General features: G+C 64.3%; 14 protein-coding genes. 12 read left to right on the top strand and 2 right to left on the bottom strand.

The annotated features are described in order from the left end of the window. The first annotated feature begins 3 nt into the window (after positions 1-3). The 4 genes from NVV79_RS18165 to NVV79_RS18150 all read left to right on the top strand — a co-directional run bounded on the left by NVV79_RS18165 (position 4) and on the right by NVV79_RS18150 (position 4,886). Positions 4-519 (top strand): DUF2059 domain-containing protein, encoded by a 516-nt coding sequence (locus NVV79_RS18165; RefSeq protein ID WP_303992184.1) that lies wholly within the window; start codon positions 4-6, stop codon positions 517-519. A 138-nt stretch (positions 520-657) separates the two neighbouring features. Further along, positions 658-2,037, top strand: a complete 1,380-nt coding sequence (gorA, locus tag NVV79_RS18160) for a glutathione-disulfide reductase (RefSeq protein WP_303992181.1) — start codon at positions 658-660, stop codon at positions 2,035-2,037. Between the two features lie 233 nt (positions 2,038-2,270). Further along, positions 2,271-3,647: a class II 3-deoxy-7-phosphoheptulonate synthase gene (locus NVV79_RS18155; protein WP_303992178.1), complete on the top strand. Its 1,377-nt coding sequence runs from the start codon at positions 2,271-2,273 to the stop codon at positions 3,645-3,647. A 108-nt stretch (positions 3,648-3,755) separates the two neighbouring features. Then, entirely contained in the window at positions 3,756-4,886 is a 1,131-nt protein-coding gene (locus NVV79_RS18150) for an HWE histidine kinase domain-containing protein (RefSeq protein WP_303992176.1), read from the top strand. A gap of 6 nt (positions 4,887-4,892) precedes the next feature. Here the strand turns inward: NVV79_RS18150 and NVV79_RS18145 are convergent, their stop codons facing one another. Beyond that, positions 4,893-5,318 (bottom strand): response regulator, encoded by a 426-nt coding sequence (locus NVV79_RS18145; protein ID WP_303992173.1) that lies wholly within the window; start codon positions 5,316-5,318, stop codon positions 4,893-4,895. A gap of 225 nt (positions 5,319-5,543) precedes the next feature. On the opposite strand from NVV79_RS18145, the gene NVV79_RS18140 reads away from it, so the two are divergent. From NVV79_RS18140 to gltX, 3 genes are all read left to right on the top strand, one after another. Then, entirely contained in the window at positions 5,544-6,506 is a 963-nt protein-coding gene (locus tag NVV79_RS18140; protein WP_303992170.1) for a hypothetical protein, read from the top strand. 270 nt (positions 6,507-6,776) lie between these two features. Next, positions 6,777-8,444 (top strand): NAD+ synthase, encoded by a 1,668-nt coding sequence (locus tag NVV79_RS18135; protein WP_303992168.1) that lies wholly within the window; start codon positions 6,777-6,779, stop codon positions 8,442-8,444. After that, entirely contained in the window at positions 8,441-9,766 is a 1,326-nt protein-coding gene (gene gltX, locus NVV79_RS18130; RefSeq protein ID WP_303992165.1) for a glutamate--tRNA ligase, read from the top strand. The genes NVV79_RS18135 and gltX overlap by 4 nt, the downstream gene beginning before the upstream one ends. Here gltX and NVV79_RS18125 read toward each other — a convergent pair. Then, complete coding sequence (locus NVV79_RS18125) at positions 9,711-10,862, bottom strand: DUF2865 domain-containing protein (protein ID WP_303992163.1); 1,152 nt, start codon at positions 10,860-10,862, stop codon at positions 9,711-9,713. The two genes, gltX and NVV79_RS18125, sit on opposite strands and share 56 nt — an antisense overlap. Positions 10,863-11,004: 142 nt before the next feature. Here NVV79_RS18125 and NVV79_RS18120 point away from each other — a divergent pair, with 142 nt between their 5' ends. The 5 genes from NVV79_RS18120 to NVV79_RS18100 all read left to right on the top strand — a co-directional run bounded on the left by NVV79_RS18120 (position 11,005) and on the right by NVV79_RS18100 (position 15,200). Next, complete coding sequence (locus tag NVV79_RS18120) at positions 11,005-12,006, top strand: fumarylacetoacetate hydrolase family protein (RefSeq protein ID WP_303992161.1); 1,002 nt, start codon at positions 11,005-11,007, stop codon at positions 12,004-12,006. 248 nt (positions 12,007-12,254) lie between these two features. Then, positions 12,255-13,688 carry a cysteine--tRNA ligase gene (gene cysS / locus NVV79_RS18115; RefSeq protein WP_303992158.1) on the top strand — a complete coding sequence of 478 codons (1,434 nt, stop codon included), beginning with the start codon at positions 12,255-12,257 and terminating at the stop codon, positions 13,686-13,688. Then, positions 13,670-14,191, top strand: coding sequence for an endonuclease domain-containing protein (locus NVV79_RS18110; protein ID WP_303992155.1), 522 nt, complete (start codon positions 13,670-13,672; stop codon positions 14,189-14,191). Before cysS ends, NVV79_RS18110 begins: the two co-directional genes overlap by 19 nt. Then, on the top strand, positions 14,188-14,679 hold the full coding sequence (locus tag NVV79_RS18105) for a GFA family protein (RefSeq protein WP_303992152.1): 492 nt from the start codon (positions 14,188-14,190) through the stop codon (positions 14,677-14,679). The genes NVV79_RS18110 and NVV79_RS18105 overlap by 4 nt, the downstream gene beginning before the upstream one ends. After that, positions 14,679-15,200: a GFA family protein gene (locus tag NVV79_RS18100; RefSeq protein ID WP_303992149.1), complete on the top strand. Its 522-nt coding sequence runs from the start codon at positions 14,679-14,681 to the stop codon at positions 15,198-15,200. Before NVV79_RS18105 ends, NVV79_RS18100 begins: the two co-directional genes overlap by 1 nt. The last annotated feature ends 1 nt before the right edge of the window (position 15,201 follow it).

Here is a 15,201-nt window from a genome sequence, read left to right as displayed (position 1 = left end):
TCGATGATGACCGGTGTTATGACGCGCACGCGGGCGCTGTTGGCTGTGGCGCTGAGCGCCGCCATGCTCGTGGTTGCGGTTCCCGCAATGGCGCAGGAGGTGCCGCCGGAACAACTGGCGCTCGCCCGCAAATATATCGACCTGACCGACCGCGCTGCCGTCTACGAGATCACCCTTGTCGAGATCGGCATCGGCACCATGCGCCAGATCGTGCAGCAGAATCCCGAAATCATGGACGAAACCGATGCTGCCGTCGGCAAGGTTCTGGAGGAATACCGGGAGCGCAAGGGCGAACTGCTCGACCAGTTCGCGCGCGTCTATGCGGTGCGCTTCAGTGTCGAAGAGCTGCAGGAAATCGTCGCCTTCTACGAAACGCCCACCGGCCAGAAGCTGGCCCAGGCCAATACCGAGGTGAATTCCGACCTCCAGGCCGTGCTCCAGGTCTTCACCAACAATACGCGCTCCGAATTCTTCGCCAAGGTCCGCGCCGAACTGCGCGCCCAGGGCTTCGAAGTCTAAAGCATGTCTCCCGATCGCGGCACGCTTTAGGCATTCCTGCATAGCAGACATCCGGCCCCGCCTTGTGCGGGGCCTTTCTTTATGCAAAGTGCCATCCAATATATCGCCATATGCCGATGATTGCTCCAGGAGCCGCCCATGACCGATAGTTATGATCTTGTCGTTATCGGTGCCGGCTCCGGCGGCGTCCGCGCGGCCCGCATGGCCGCCACCTATGGCGCCAGGGTCGCCATCATCGAGGAGTTCCGCGTTGGCGGCACCTGCGTTATCCGCGGCTGCGTTCCCAAGAAGCTCTATGTCTATGCCGCCCGCTTCCACGACATGTTCGACGTGGCCTCCAGCTTCGGTTGGCAGGTCGATGCCTCCTTCGATTGGCCGACCCTGGTCGCCAACAAGGAAAAGGAGATCACCCGCCTCGAAGCCGCCTATGTGGCCAATCTCGAAAAGCCCGGCGTCGAGATCATTCGCGATCGCGGCCTGGTCACCGGTCCCAATGGCGTTCATCTCGTGGGGCAGAACCGTGACCTGACGGCGAAATACATTCTCGTCGCCACTGGCGCGCATCCCTACATTCCCCCCATTCCCGGCGCCGAACTGGCCATCACCTCCAACGAGGCCTTCGACCTGCCGGCTTTGCCGCATTCCATCCTCATCGAAGGGGGCGGCTATATCGCCGTGGAATTCGCCACCATCTTCGCCGGCCTCGGCGTCGACACCACGATCATCTATCGCGGCGACTGCATCCTGCGCGGCTTCGACGACGACATGCGCCGCGGCCTCGAAGCCGGGCTGACCGATCGCGGCATCAAGCTGATCTACCAGACCACGATCAAGTCGCTTGCCAGGCATGGCAGTGACATCGCCGCCACCTTCAGCGACGGCGTCACCGCCCCCTATGGCGCCGTGATGTTCGCCACCGGCCGCAAGCCCAATGTGCATGGCCTCGGCCTCGACAAGGCCGGCGTCAAGCTGACCCCCATGGGCGCCATCGCGGTCGATGCATATTCCCAATCCTCCGTCCCCTCGATCTACGCCGTGGGCGACGTCACCGGCCGCGCCGCGCTGACCCCCGTCGCCATTCGCGAGGGTTGGTACTTCGCCGAGACCGTCTTCAACGACAACAGGCAAGCGGTCGATCACTCCCAGATCCCCACCGCGGTCTTTTCCGACCCCGAAATCGGCGTCATCGGCCTCACCGAGACCGAAGCCGCCACCCATGGCGATATCGACGTCTACGTCGCCCGCTTCCGCCCGATGATGAACACGCTCTCCACCCGCACCGAGCGCATGATCCTGAAGCTCATCACCGAAAAGGACGGCGGCAAGGTCCTGGGCTGCCACATCCTCGGCGCCGGCGCCGCCGAAATGATCCAGCTCGTCGCCATCCCCATGGGCATGGGCGCCACCAAAGCCGATTTCGACCGCGCCATCGCCCTCCATCCCAGTGCCGCCGAGGAACTGGTCACCTTCAAGGCCCCGACCTACACCTATCGCGACGGCGAGAAGGTGGGGGGCTAGTGTGGCACGCGTCAGTGGTTCGAGGGTCGCTGCGCTCCCGCCTCACCATGAGGGCTACTGTTAGCTCAATGTTGCAGTAACCCTCATGGTGAGGTGCGCTTCTTCAGCGCCTCGAACCACGAGGGCGTGCCACCCCTCCAACCAATTGCCACCCCGAATATCCTTGTCCCCCACCGCCAGCCTTGATATTCCGCCCTGCAACAGCAGTAACCCCGCGTGAGCGAGACCGAAAAATGACCACCTGGACCCCTGATAGCTGGCGCGCCAAGCCGATTTCCCAGGTGCCGGCCTATCCCGATCCCGTCGCTCTGGCCGAGGCCGAGCGCCAGCTCGCCACCTTCCCGCCGCTGGTCTTTGCCGGCGAGGCGCGCGACCTCAAGACCCGGCTCGCCGCTGTCGCCAATGGCGAGGCCTTCCTGCTGCAGGGCGGCGACTGCGCCGAGAGCTTTGCCGAACACGGCGCCGACCACATCCGCGACTTCTTCCGCGTCTTCCTGCAGATGGCCGTCGTGCTGACCCATGGCGCCAGTAAGCCCGTGGTCAAGGTCGGCCGCGTCGCCGGCCAGTTCGCCAAGCCCCGTTCCGCCGATACCGAAACCATCGATGGCGTCGAGCTGCCCTCCTATCGCGGCGACATCATCAACGACATTTCCTTCACCGAAGCCTCGCGCGTCCCCGATCCCGATCGCATGCTGCAGGCCTACCGCCAGTCGGCCGCCACGCTCAACCTGCTGCGCGCCTTCTCCATGGGCGGCTATGCCGAACTGACCCGCATCCACGAATGGACCGTGGGTTTCATGAAGGGCTCCAACTGGTATCCGCGCTACGAGGAAGTCGCCCGCAAGATCGACGACGCCATCACCTTCATGGGTGCGCTCGGCCTCAATCCCGACAATACGCCGGCGCTCCGTCAGACCAGCTTCTTCACCAGCCACGAAGCCCTGCTGCTCGGCTACGAGGAAGCGCTGACCCGCCGCGACTCCATCACCAATGACTGGTACGCCACGTCGGGCCACATGCTGTGGATCGGCGATCGCACCCGCCAGCCCGATGCCGCCCATGTCGAATATTTCGCCGGCATCCACAATCCCATCGGCATCAAATGCGGCCCCTCGCTGAGCAATGACGACCTGCTGCGCCTGCTCGACCGGCTGAACCCCACCGACGAAGCCGGCCGCATCACCCTGATCAGCCGCTTCGGCTCCGACAAGATCCAGGCCAACCTGCCGCGCCTCATCGAAACCGTGCAGAAGGCCGGCCGCACTGTCGTGTGGTGCTCCGATCCCATGCATGGCAATACGATCAAGGCCTCCACCGGCTACAAGACCCGCCCCTTCGACCGAGTCCTGTCAGAGGTGAAGTCCTTCTTCGAAATCCACCGCGACATGGGCACCTATGCCGGCGGCGTGCATATCGAAATGACCGGCGACGACGTCACCGAATGCGTCGGCGGCGTTTCGGCTGTCACCGAAGCCTCCCTGTCGGATCGCTACAACACCTATTGCGACCCTCGCCTCAATGCCAGCCAGGCGCTTGAGCTGGCCTTCCTCGTCGCCGAGGAAGTCCATGCCCAGAAGCCGCCGCATCAGCATCTGGCCGCCGGCGAATAATTCGGCTGCGGGTCGAAACCGTATCCGGGGCCCTGCGTTACCTGTCGGCGCGGGGCCTTAATATGCTAGGGCTTTCGTGCCTCCACCAGGTCGTCATGAAAGCTGCTTATGCCCAGGTCCCTGTTTCCCAGCGCCAGCCCCGAGACGCGGCAACGCCTTGAGCAGGATTCTACGCTAAAGCTGCTCAATGACTTCGATTGGGCGGCCAATCCCCTTGGCCTCATTCCGGCCTGGCCGGAGAGCCTCAAGGGCGCCGTTCGCGTCATGATGGCGGCCTCCACCCCCATGGTCATGCTGATCGGGCCCGACGGCATTCTGGTTTACAATCAGGCCTATGCCGAATTTGCCGGCAACCGTCACCCCGCCATTTTCGGCCTGCCGGTTGCCGAAGCCTGGCCCGAGATCGCCGAGTTCAACCGCCACAAGGTGGCGATGGGCCTGCGCGGCGAATCCCTGACCCTGCGCGATCAGGAACTGGTGCTCGATCGGCACGGACGGCTCGAATCCGGCTGGATGGATCTCCATTACAGCCCGGTTCTCAACGAGGCCGGCATGCCGATGGGGACGCTCTGCATGGTGCATGAAACCACCAACCGCTTCCTTTTGGCCGAGGAGCGTGAACTGGTCTCACAGGAGCTCAGCCACCGCATCAAGAACATCTTCGCGGTGCTGACCGGCATCGTCAGTCTCTCTGCCCGCAGCCGGCCCGAGGTCAAGAGCTTCGCCGAGGAACTGCGCCAGCGTATCTATGCCCTGGGTGAGGCGCATGATTTCGTCCGGCCGCACAGCCATGGCTCCCACCCGCCCGATAACCAGGACTCGCTCCGCTCACTGATCGAACGCCTGATGCTGCCCTACCGGCATGACGGGGAGGATCGCATCCTTTTCCATGGCGAGGATGCGACCATTGACGATGGCGCCGCCACGCCACTGGCGCTGCTGTTCCACGAATTGAGCACCAACGCCGCCAAATACGGCGCCTTGTCCACATCAGAGGGCAGGGTGAGCCTCACCGGCCATGGCAACGGCGATGACTATCACCTGACCTGGAAGGAAGTCGGCGGCCCGCCGGTATCGGGCGATGCCGAGCTGAGCGGCTTCGGCTCGCGTCTCATCACCCTCAGCATCGAGGGCCAGTTGCGCGGGCGCCTGGAGCGGATATGGGAACCGGACGGGCTACGGGTCGAGATCGACCTTCCTGTCGATGCATTGCAGCGCTCCGGCCGGCTGCAGTCCTGATCGCGATCAGTTCGCGACGCCTGCCACCTTCTGCCCGTTGAACAGCTTGAGCCGCGGCGGCGGGGTAGCTTCGGTCGCGTCGTGCCGCGCCACGGCATAGGCCACGGCGGCCCGCAGGTCGCGGTCGGTCACCGGCTTGGGCAATACGCCCACCGTGCCCGGCACGCCATCGCCCAGTTGTGACGGATTGGCGGTCATGAACAGCACGGTCACGCCATGCGCCTGCGCCAGGATATGGCCGATCCGAATACCGGTGGGGCCATCCTGCAGATTGAGGTCGACCAGCGCCACGTCGGCCTGCGCCGCTAGCGACAGCGCAGAGCGTTCATCCGCCGCGATCCCGACCGCGGTGAACCCCATCTCCTCGATCACATGTTCGATTTCGGTAGCGACGAAAATCTCGTCCTCGACCACCAATATTTTCCGCTTCATCACACTAACTCTTGGTCGCACAACGCCTTCTGGCTCGGGGGCAACTCCCCAATGCGGTGTCAGTTGCCCGCGCAGGCGCATATTCGGGCGCCTTCCGATCAACTCTGCGCGCCTGGGGTTACCAAAGTCCCAATCATCTGGCGTTTCCCGCTTAGCGGAAACTTAACCCTAATGTTTGATAAACGCGGGACACCCCATGCGGGGGCACCGATCCCGGAGGATACGATGAAGCGCTCCCTTCAAGGCGCCGTGGCCATGCTGGCGCTTTGCCTGGCGGCCCCCGCTTTGGCCGCCGACTATTTTGCGCCCCCCGATCTGCGCCCCGCCTATCCCAACACCTGGGAACAGCCCGACGACTCGATCCGCTTCGAATTCGGCACCGCCTACTGGTATTCCTGGGGCGGGCAGAATGCCGGCTTCAGCTCCGCTTTCGGTCCCGTCGACCTCAGTGTCCGCGACCAGACCCATATCGGCGAACTGCACGGCAAGATCGAAGACCTCTCGACCCAGACCTATGTCGCCGCCCGCGGCGGCATCGGTTTCCACACGTCCGGCACCTACGACATTTCGCCCGCCGGTTCTGGCGCCATCGGTACGTCGTCCCGTATCGGCTATGCCGGGGCCGATTTCGGCTGGCTGCCCTTCGGCACCATGACCGAAGGCTTCGCCGCCGGCGCCCTTGTCGGCTATCAATACTGGAAAGACGCCCCCGATATCGGCACCGGCCAATATGCCATCGGCGGCAATCCCGCGACATTGGGCGAGGCCCGCGACGATTTCGACATCCACGCGCTGCGCCTTGGCGTCAAGGGCACGGCCGAGTTCGAAATGTTCGACATCCAGGCCGAAGCGGCCTGGATCCCCTATGCCCATGTCTCCGGCGCCCTGGGCGGCAGCGCCCCCGGCGGCTTCAACTTCCCCGGTGTTGGTGTGCCCGTTTATGAAAACGCCCAGACCACGCTGAGCGGCCGGGGGCAAGGCGTCATGCTCGAAGCCATGGCGGGTTTCCATCCCACGGAAAACCTGGCTCTGCGCGTTGGCGGCCGCGCCTGGTATCTCGAGGGCAACCTCGATGCTGTCTTCAACGGCACCGCTGGTGGCGTCGCCGTGCCCACCATGACATTGCCCTCCACCTACGCCTCGCTCTTCCGCTACGGACTCCGCGCCGAACTCACCGGCAAGTTCTAGCGCGTCGGAATTGCACGGCTCCATCGGCTCCTTCCCCTTCTCCCCCTCGTGGGAGAAGGTGCCCGAAGGGCGGATGAGGGGGCGCCGGGTTCTCAACGAGCATTGAAGCATGGGAGAGGGGTGGCCGAGTGACACTTCCCTGTCAGGAAGAGCGTGGCGGTCAGCAGGCAGCCCTCAAAACGACGGCCCGCCGCTGACCCCTATGGCTCATCGCTCATCCCGATGCTATTGGCAGGCGCGTAGTTCCGCCCACCACATTAGGCCAGCCCCGTGACAGACCGCCTCCGCATTGCGCTCGCCCAGCTCAATCCCAAGGTTGGCGATATCGCCGGCAATCTGGCGCTGGCCCGTACCGCGCTTGCCGATGCCGTCGCTGCCAGAGCCGACATTCTCATGCTGTCCGAGCTGTTCCTCACCGGCTATTTCCCCGACGACCTGCTGTTCAAGCCCAAATTCGTCGCCGATGCCATGCAGGCCGCCCGCGACCTCGTAGCCGATACCGCAGGCACCGACGTCGTCCTCGTCCTGCCCACCGTCTGGCTCGAAAAGACCGGCCTCCACAATGCGGTCCTCGTCGCCGAAAACGGCCAGATCATCGCTATCAGGTTCAAGCGCGAATTGCCCAATTCCGACGTCTTCTACGAGAAGCGCTATTTCGTCGCCGGCCCGCTGGCCGATCCGGTGACCATCAAGGGCGTGCCCATCGGCATCCCCATCTGCGAGGATATCTGGCACCCCTCGGTCTGCGAACACCTCGCCATGCGCGGCGCCGAGATCATGCTCTGCCCCAACGGCTCACCCTACTGGACCGACAAGCAGCATGTCCGCAAGGATCTGGTCCGCGCCCGTACCGCCGAAGACGATGTGCCCATGCTCTATCTCAACCAGGTCGGCGGCCAGGACGAACTGGTCTTCGACGGCGCTTCCTTCGGCATGGAGCCGGGCAACAAGCTCGTCTTCCAGGGCAAGTCCTTCGAGAGTGATTTCATCGTCTCCGACTGGACCCGCGGCGACAATGGCTGGACCTGCGCCAGCGGCGAGATCACCGAATTGACGACCACCGACGAAGCTCCCTGGCTCGCCTGCGTCCTCGGCCTGCGCGACTATGCCCGCAAGAACGGCTTCAAGCAGGCTGTCCTCAACCTTTCGGGCGGTATCGATAGCGCCGTCGTCGCGGCCATGGCCGTTGACGCCCTCGGCGCGGATAATGTCCACTGCATCATGCAGCCCTATCAGTACACGTCCGAAGAGAGCATCAAGGATGCCAGAGATTGCGCCGAGCGCTTGGGCGTTCGCTACGACGTGGTCTCCATCCAGGACCCTGTCGACAGCGCACTGGCTAACCTCGCGCCCATTTTCGGCGATCGCCCGCTGGATTTGACCGAGGAAAACATCCAGTCACGCATGCGCGGATTGCTGATGATGGCCGTTTCCAACAAGCTCGGCTCCCTTCCGCTCACCACCGGCAACAAGTCCGAAATGGGCGTCGGCTACGCCACCATCTATGGCGACATGAATGGCGGCTACAATCCGCTCAAGGACATGTTCAAGATGGAGGTCTATCGCCTGGCCGCCTGGCGCAACAGCCACGTCCCCGGCGACTGCCTCGGCCCATCCGGCGAGGTCATCCCCAATTCCATCATTGCCAAGGCCCCATCGGCCGAACTGCGCCCCGACCAGACCGATCAGGACAGCCTGCCGCCCTATCCGGTGCTCGACGCCATCCTCACCGGGCTGGTCGAAGACGAACTGTCCATCGCCGAAATCGTCGCCCAGGGCCACGATCAGGCTTTGGTCGAGCGCATCGAACGCCTGCTCAACATCGCCGAATACAAGCGCCGCCAGGCCGCGCCGGGTCCCAAGCTCACGGTAAAGGCCTTCGGCCTCGGCCGCCGCTACCCCATCACCAATGGCTACACGGATCGGGTGATCGGATGACTGTTGTTCGCTGGGCGCCGTCCCCCACCGGCCGCATCCATCTCGGCAATGCCCGTCCGGCTTTGCTCAACTGGTTCTATGCCCGCCGCCATGGCGGCAAATACATCCTGCGCATGGACGACACCGACCATGCTCGCTCCACCCGCGAATTTGCCGACGGCATAGAACGCGATCTGGCCTGGCTCGGCATCACGCCCGACCTCCTGGTGCGCCAGTCCGACCGCACCACCCTCTACGATGCCGCCCGTACCCGCCTGATCGCCGCCGGCCGCCTCTACCCCTGCTACGAGACCGAGGAAGAGCTGGACCGCAAACGCGCCCGGGCCCGCCTGCTCAACAAGCCCCCCATCTACGACCGATCAGCCCTCAGCCTCACCGCCGAAGACCGCGCCCACCTCGAAGCCGAAGGCCGCAAGCCCCACTGGCGCTTCAAGCTCGACGGCCGCCCCGTCCATTTCGACGACCTCATCAAAGGCCCCCAGACCGTCAACACCGTCTCCATGTCCGATCCGGTGCTGGTGCGCGAAGACGGTTCCTACCTCTATACGCTCCCCTCGGTGGTGGACGATATCGACCTCGGCATCACCCATGTCATCCGCGGCGAGGACCACGTCTCCAATACCGGCACCCAGATCGAGATCTTCGAGGCCCTGGGCGGCGCCGTCCCCACCTTCGGCCACCACAATCTGCTGACTGACGCCGAAGGGCAGGGCTTCTCCAAGCGCCTGGGCTCCCAGTCCATCAGCGATTTCCGCGACGAGGGCTACGAGCCCATGGCGATAGCCATCATGGCCAGCCTCACCGGCACGAGCCTCCCCGTCGAGACCTACGAAACCCTGGACGAAATCGCCAACCGGCTCGATTTCTCCATGATTTCCCACGGCGCCGCCCGCTTCGATCCCGCCGAACTCGACAGCCTCAACGCCCGCCTGCTGCACGCCTTGCCCTATGAAGGCGCTGCCGCGCGGCTTTCCGCCCTCGGCCTCGAAGGCGAGGCCATGTGGCTGCTGCTGCGCGACAACCTGCGAAAATTCGCCGATATCGCCGAATGGGCAAAACTCGTCACCGGCCCCATTGAGCCGGTCATAGCCGATGAGGACCGCGATTTCCTCGCCCTCGCCAAGGCGATGCTACCGCCGGAGCCGTGGGACGAAACCACCTGGAGCCAGTGGACCGACGCGCTCAAATCCGCCACCGGCCGCAAGGGCAAGGCCCTGTTCCTGCCGCTGCGCCTGGTGCTGACCGGCCGTCACGACGGCCCCGAGCTTAAGTCCCTGCTCCCGTTGGCTGGGCGTAGGGCGTGTCTGGACCGACTACCCTGACCACCTTGTCGCCGAACTGCACGAGCCGCAATTCGGTCTCCGTCGCCGCCTGAACCGGTCGCGTCACCGGCGTTTCGCCGGGGCCAGCCGGCCGCGGGCGGGGCAGGGGCACATCCACCAGCGTGGCCGTTTCCAGCGGCGCCTCGATCGGCGCCTGCACCGGCGCCACCCCGCGCGGGTCGCGCAGCGGCAGCGGGAAGGTCACCCCTTCCACCTCGATCATCGTGCGGGTCGATCCGTCGATCCGCGTCGCCACGGTCAGCTTGCCATCCGTCTGCGGAGCCACCTTGCAGCTCGCCGACGGGCTGGTATCGAGTTCGTCGCGATAGCGGAACGCGGTCGGCAGCGCCGTATAGGGCTGCCCATACTGGTTACGCATCTGCTCGGGCTCCTGGCCCGGATTGTCGTAGAAATACAGCTCCACCGCCGTGGTTGGGCAGCTCTGCTGGCAGGTCATCGCGTCATTGCCGATATAGTCGGGCAGGGTGGAATAGCTGATCGGCCAGAAATAGCCGTCGCTCAGCCGCACGCACACCGTGCGCACCGTCTGATAGCCCTGATACCCCCAATAGCCGCCGCCATCCACCATCTGCCCATCGGTGAAATCCCCTTCCGACGTCGTGCCGAAAATGCGGTCGAAGATCGACTGCCGCTCGGTGGTGAAGGTCGCGCTCGACCCCTGGTTCGTGCCGCAGCCGAACCGCGCCATTTCCTGCAGGATCGCCTCGCGCTGGGCCCCGATGGCATTGGCCGTGTCCACCTGCCGCGCCACATCCGCCGCCACCTCGCGCAGCCGCAGCACTTCGCGCCCGATCTGCTGGCACTGCGGCGTCAGGCGAATGCCCGCCTTGGCGGCATCATTGCATCCGTCGCGCACATAGCGGCTTTCCATCGCCTGCACGTCGCGCTGCGCCTGCCGCGCCGCCTGCGAGTTGCCGCCCATCTGCTGATAGGACGAATTGCCGTCGAACTGTCGCAAGGCCGCTTCGAGCTGTCGGCATTGCGCTGCCTGCGCATAGGCCACGTTGACATCGAGCAACACACAGATGACAGCCAGCACCGTCAATATCAGGGCGCGCGCGCCGTTCCTGCCCAAGCTCGGTATATCCTCTCCGTGGCGCGCCGCGCGCCATCTCACCCGCCCTTAAGACAACGCTAGGACCGATTGCAACAGTATAGTGCCCGTGCGGCGACCATGGTAGCGCTGCCAGGCCACACGTTTGCGAGAATGCACCCCGATGAAGCTAGCCACGCTCAGAAACAACCGCCCCGATGGCCAGCTCGTCGTGCTCTCGGCTGACAGCACGCGCTTCGTCTCCGCCACCCGCATCGCGCCCACCTTGCAGGCCGCCCTCGATGACTGGACCGCCCATGCACCGGCCCTTTCCGCCCTTGCCGCCCAGCTCGATGCCGGTGCCATAGCCGGCCAGGTCTTCGACCCCGCCCAGGCGCTGGCGCCGCTGCCACGCGCCTATCAGTGGATCGATGGCTCGGGCTATCTCAACCATCTCGAACGCGTCCGCACCCTCAAGGGCAGCAAGGACGAAGAGCTGCAATCCTCCCGCCCCTTGCTCTACCAGGGCGGCTCCGATTCGCTTCTCGCCCCCACCGATCCCATCCGCGTCACCGATCCCGATCTCGCGCTCGATTTCGAGGCCGAAGCAGCCGTCATCATCGGTGCGGTCCCCATGGCCGCCACCAAGGCCCAGGCATCATCCGCCATCCGCCTCGTCACCGTCTGCAACGACATTTCCCTGCGGCGCCTGGTGGCCGACGACCTGCAGAACGGCTTCGGCTTCTTCCATGCCAAGCCCTCCACCAGCTTTGCCCCCATCGTCGCCACCCCTGACAGCCTCGGCACCGCCTGGCGCGACAATCGCCTGCATCTGCCCGTCCGTATCGAGGTCAACGGCAATCTCTACGGTCAGCCCAATGCCGGCACCGACATGCATTTCGATTTCGCCGATCTCATCGTCGAAGCCGCCCGCACCCGCCCGCTCGCCTCAGGCACCATTATCGGCGGCGGCACCATTTCCGTCAGGCACGACGAAGCCCTTCCCATCAAGCGCGACGGCATCGGCTTCGCCTGCATCGCCGAGGCCCGCACCGTCGAAAAGCTCAAATACGGCCGCGCCCGCACCCCCTTCCTCAAGCCCGGCGACGTAGTCCGCATCGGCGCCCTCTCCCCCGACGGCCAATCCACCTTCGGCGACATGGTGCAGACGGTCGAGCTGGTCTGACACCCACCTCACAAAACGACCGGAGACCTCATGGTGAGCCCGTCGAACCAAGAGGTCGAGCGAGTGGAGGCCGCAAAAACGATTGAGCACTTGATTTCCGCCCCCGCTCCGGTCAATCTCCGCCCATGAAGACCGGCATCATTCTGATTAACCGCTGCATTATTACCTGCTAACCACTGGTTGGCGGCGCGGTCTTCTTCATCCTGATTTTCTGATACCCGAAGAGCCGTACGCCAGCGCAACTCCGCATGGCCAGGATACGGACGCTTATGACCACGCCGCAGCTCACGCTCTACAACACGCTCACGCGCAGCAAGGAGGCTTTCACGCCCCTCGATGCCAGCAATGTGCGCATGTATGTCTGCGGCCCGACGGTCTACGACTTCGCCCATATCGGCAATGCCCGCCCGGTCATCGTCTTTGACCTGCTGTTCCGCCTGCTGCGCCATGTCTATGGCGCCGACCATGTCACCTATGCTCGCAACATCACCGACGTCGACGACAAGATCAACGCCCGCGCCCTGCGCGATTTCCCCGATCTGCCGCTCAACGAGGCCATCCGCCGCGTGACGGAAAAGACCGAGGCCCAGTTCCTCTCCGACGCCAAGGCCCTGGGCGCGCTCGATCCCACCATCCAGCCGCGCGCCACCGACAATATCGCCGAAATGCAGGCCTTGATCGGCAGCCTGATCCAGCGCAGCCACGCCTATAGTGCCGCTGGCGAAGTGCTCTTCGACGTCAAGTCCATGCCCGATTACGGCCAACTCTCCGGCCGCAATCTCGAGGACAACCTGGCCGGCGCCCGCATCGCCGTCGAGGCCCACAAGAAGAACCCCGCCGATTTCGTGCTCTGGAAACAGTCCGCCGATAACGAGCCCGGCTGGGACAGCCCCTGGGGCCGCGGTCGCCCCGGCTGGCATATCGAATGCTCGGCCATGTCCGAGCGCTATCTCGGCCAGACCTTCGATATTCATGGCGGCGGGCTCGACCTCATCTTCCCGCACCACGAAAACGAAATCGCCCAGTCCCGCTGCGCCCACGGCACCCATGCCATGGCCAATGTATGGATGCATAACGGCTTCCTTCAGGTCGAAGGCCGGAAGATGAGCAAGAGCCTGGGCAATTTCGTCACCATCAACGATCTGCTGGAAACTGGTGCCATGGGCGGCCGCGCCTGGATCGGCGATGTGCTGCGCCTGGCCATGCTGATGACGCATTACCGCGAACCCATCGATTTCTCGGTGCGGCGCCTCGAGGAAGCCGAAGCCAAGCTGGCCGACTGGCAACGCGCCGCCCGCGGCGCCGAGGTGAACGATGGCGATGCCCCCGACGCCTCCGTCGTCGCCGAACTGGCCGACGACCTCAACTTCCACCGCGCCTCGGTGGCCCTCGATTTCATCGCCAAGAAGGCCAACCGCAACGAAGGCAATGCCAAACATTGCCTCGCCGCCACCCTCCGCTTCCTCGGCTTCGGCCTCGACAGCCTCCTCACCTCCGACGACGGCTGGGAAGAACCGCCCCACATCGCATCCGCCATATCAGCCCGCCTCGAAGCGCTCAACAACAAGGACTTCGCCAAAGCCGACGCCATCCGCAACGATCTGGCCGAGCAAGGCATCTCGCTGATGGACTACAAGGACGAACAGGGTCAGCGTGCGACCAGATGGGAGATGAAGCGGTGAGATCGCAGTCCCCCTCATCCGCCCCTTTGGGGCACCTTCTCCCACGAGGGGAGAAGGGTGGCTCTGCGCATGTGGCACCATCTTTCCCACCCACCGGTTCCCCTTCTCCCCTCGTGGGAGAAGGTGCCCGAAGGGCGGATGAGGGGGCCAAGGAGCGCCCCAGTCCTCGGTTGCAGAAACTCGCGCGGTCCATGCGTCGCCAGCCGACCGAAGCGGAAAGCAAGCTCTGGTTCCTTCTCCGCAATCGGCGTTTCATCGATTACAAGTTCCGCCGCCAGGTTCCCATCGGACCCTACATTGCCGATTTCGTCTGCTACTCCGCCAATCTGATCATTGAGGCTGATGGCAGCCAGCATGCCGAAAATCCTCGCGACATTGTTCGTGATACCGAATTGGCCCGTCGTGGCTTCCGCCTCCTCCGCGTCTGGAACGACGACATCCTGGCCCGTCCCGACGACGTATCCGACGCCATCTGGACCACCCTTCATGGAGATGTCCCATGACCGCCCATGAATCCCCCTTCACTGGCGGCTGCCAATGTGGCGCCGTGCGGTTTTCCGTGGGCCGGCTGGGCGGCAGTTCCATCTGCCATTGTCGCATGTGCCAGAAGGCGTTCGGCAGCTTCTTCGGGCCGCTCGTCGCCAGTTTCGACGTGGTCTGGACCCGGGGCGAGCCGAAATATTTCGCCAGTTCCGACAAGATCATGCGCGGCTTCTGCGCCAATTGCGGCACGCCCCTGACCTACGAGGAAATCGACCGTCCGCCCGAACAGCAGGTCGAAATTGCCATCGGCGCCTTCGACGATCCCACGGTTGCCGCGCCGACCGTCCAGAACAATCTCGCCGACAAGCTGCCCTTCTTCGACTCCCTGACTGCCCTGCCGGTCCGTACCGAATATGCGCCGGGCTGGCTCGAATTCATGGCGAGCCTGACCTCGCACCAGCATCCCGACCACGACACAGATACCTGGCCGCCGAAGGAGACCCCCTGATGGACCGCTACGCGATGGAAGTCAGCGGCGGCTGCCAATGCGGCGCCGTGCGCTATCACGCCACCGAAATGTTCGACAATGCCCATATCTGTCACTGCCGCATGTGCCAGAAGGCGGTCGGCAACATCTTCGCCGCCCTGGTCGCCGCCCCGCGCGAGGCCATCACCTGGACCCGCGGCACTCCGGCGCGCTTCCGCAGCTCCGAACATGTCGACCGCGGCTATTGCCGCGATTGCGGCACGCCGCTTTTCTACGACAATACCGAGGGCAACCGGGTCAATTTCACCATCGGCTCGCTCGATCATCCCGAGCTCTTCCCACCCCATGCCAATACCGGGCAGGAGGGGCAGGTGCCCTGGTTCACCACCCTGACCTCGATCGAGGATGGTGGCGAGACCGAGACCGGCCAGGAGGAATGGGCCTCGGCCATCAAATCCACCAATCACCAGCATCCCGACCACGATACCGATCGCTGGCCTGAACCAGCGGTTGGCCTGGGCCAGAGCAAGAAAACGAAGTAGT

Source organism: Devosia ginsengisoli, from assembly GCF_024707105.1.
GTDB lineage: Bacteria > Pseudomonadota > Alphaproteobacteria > Rhizobiales > Devosiaceae > Devosia > Devosia ginsengisoli_A.
This window is presented reverse-complemented; position numbering and strand designations above follow the sequence as displayed.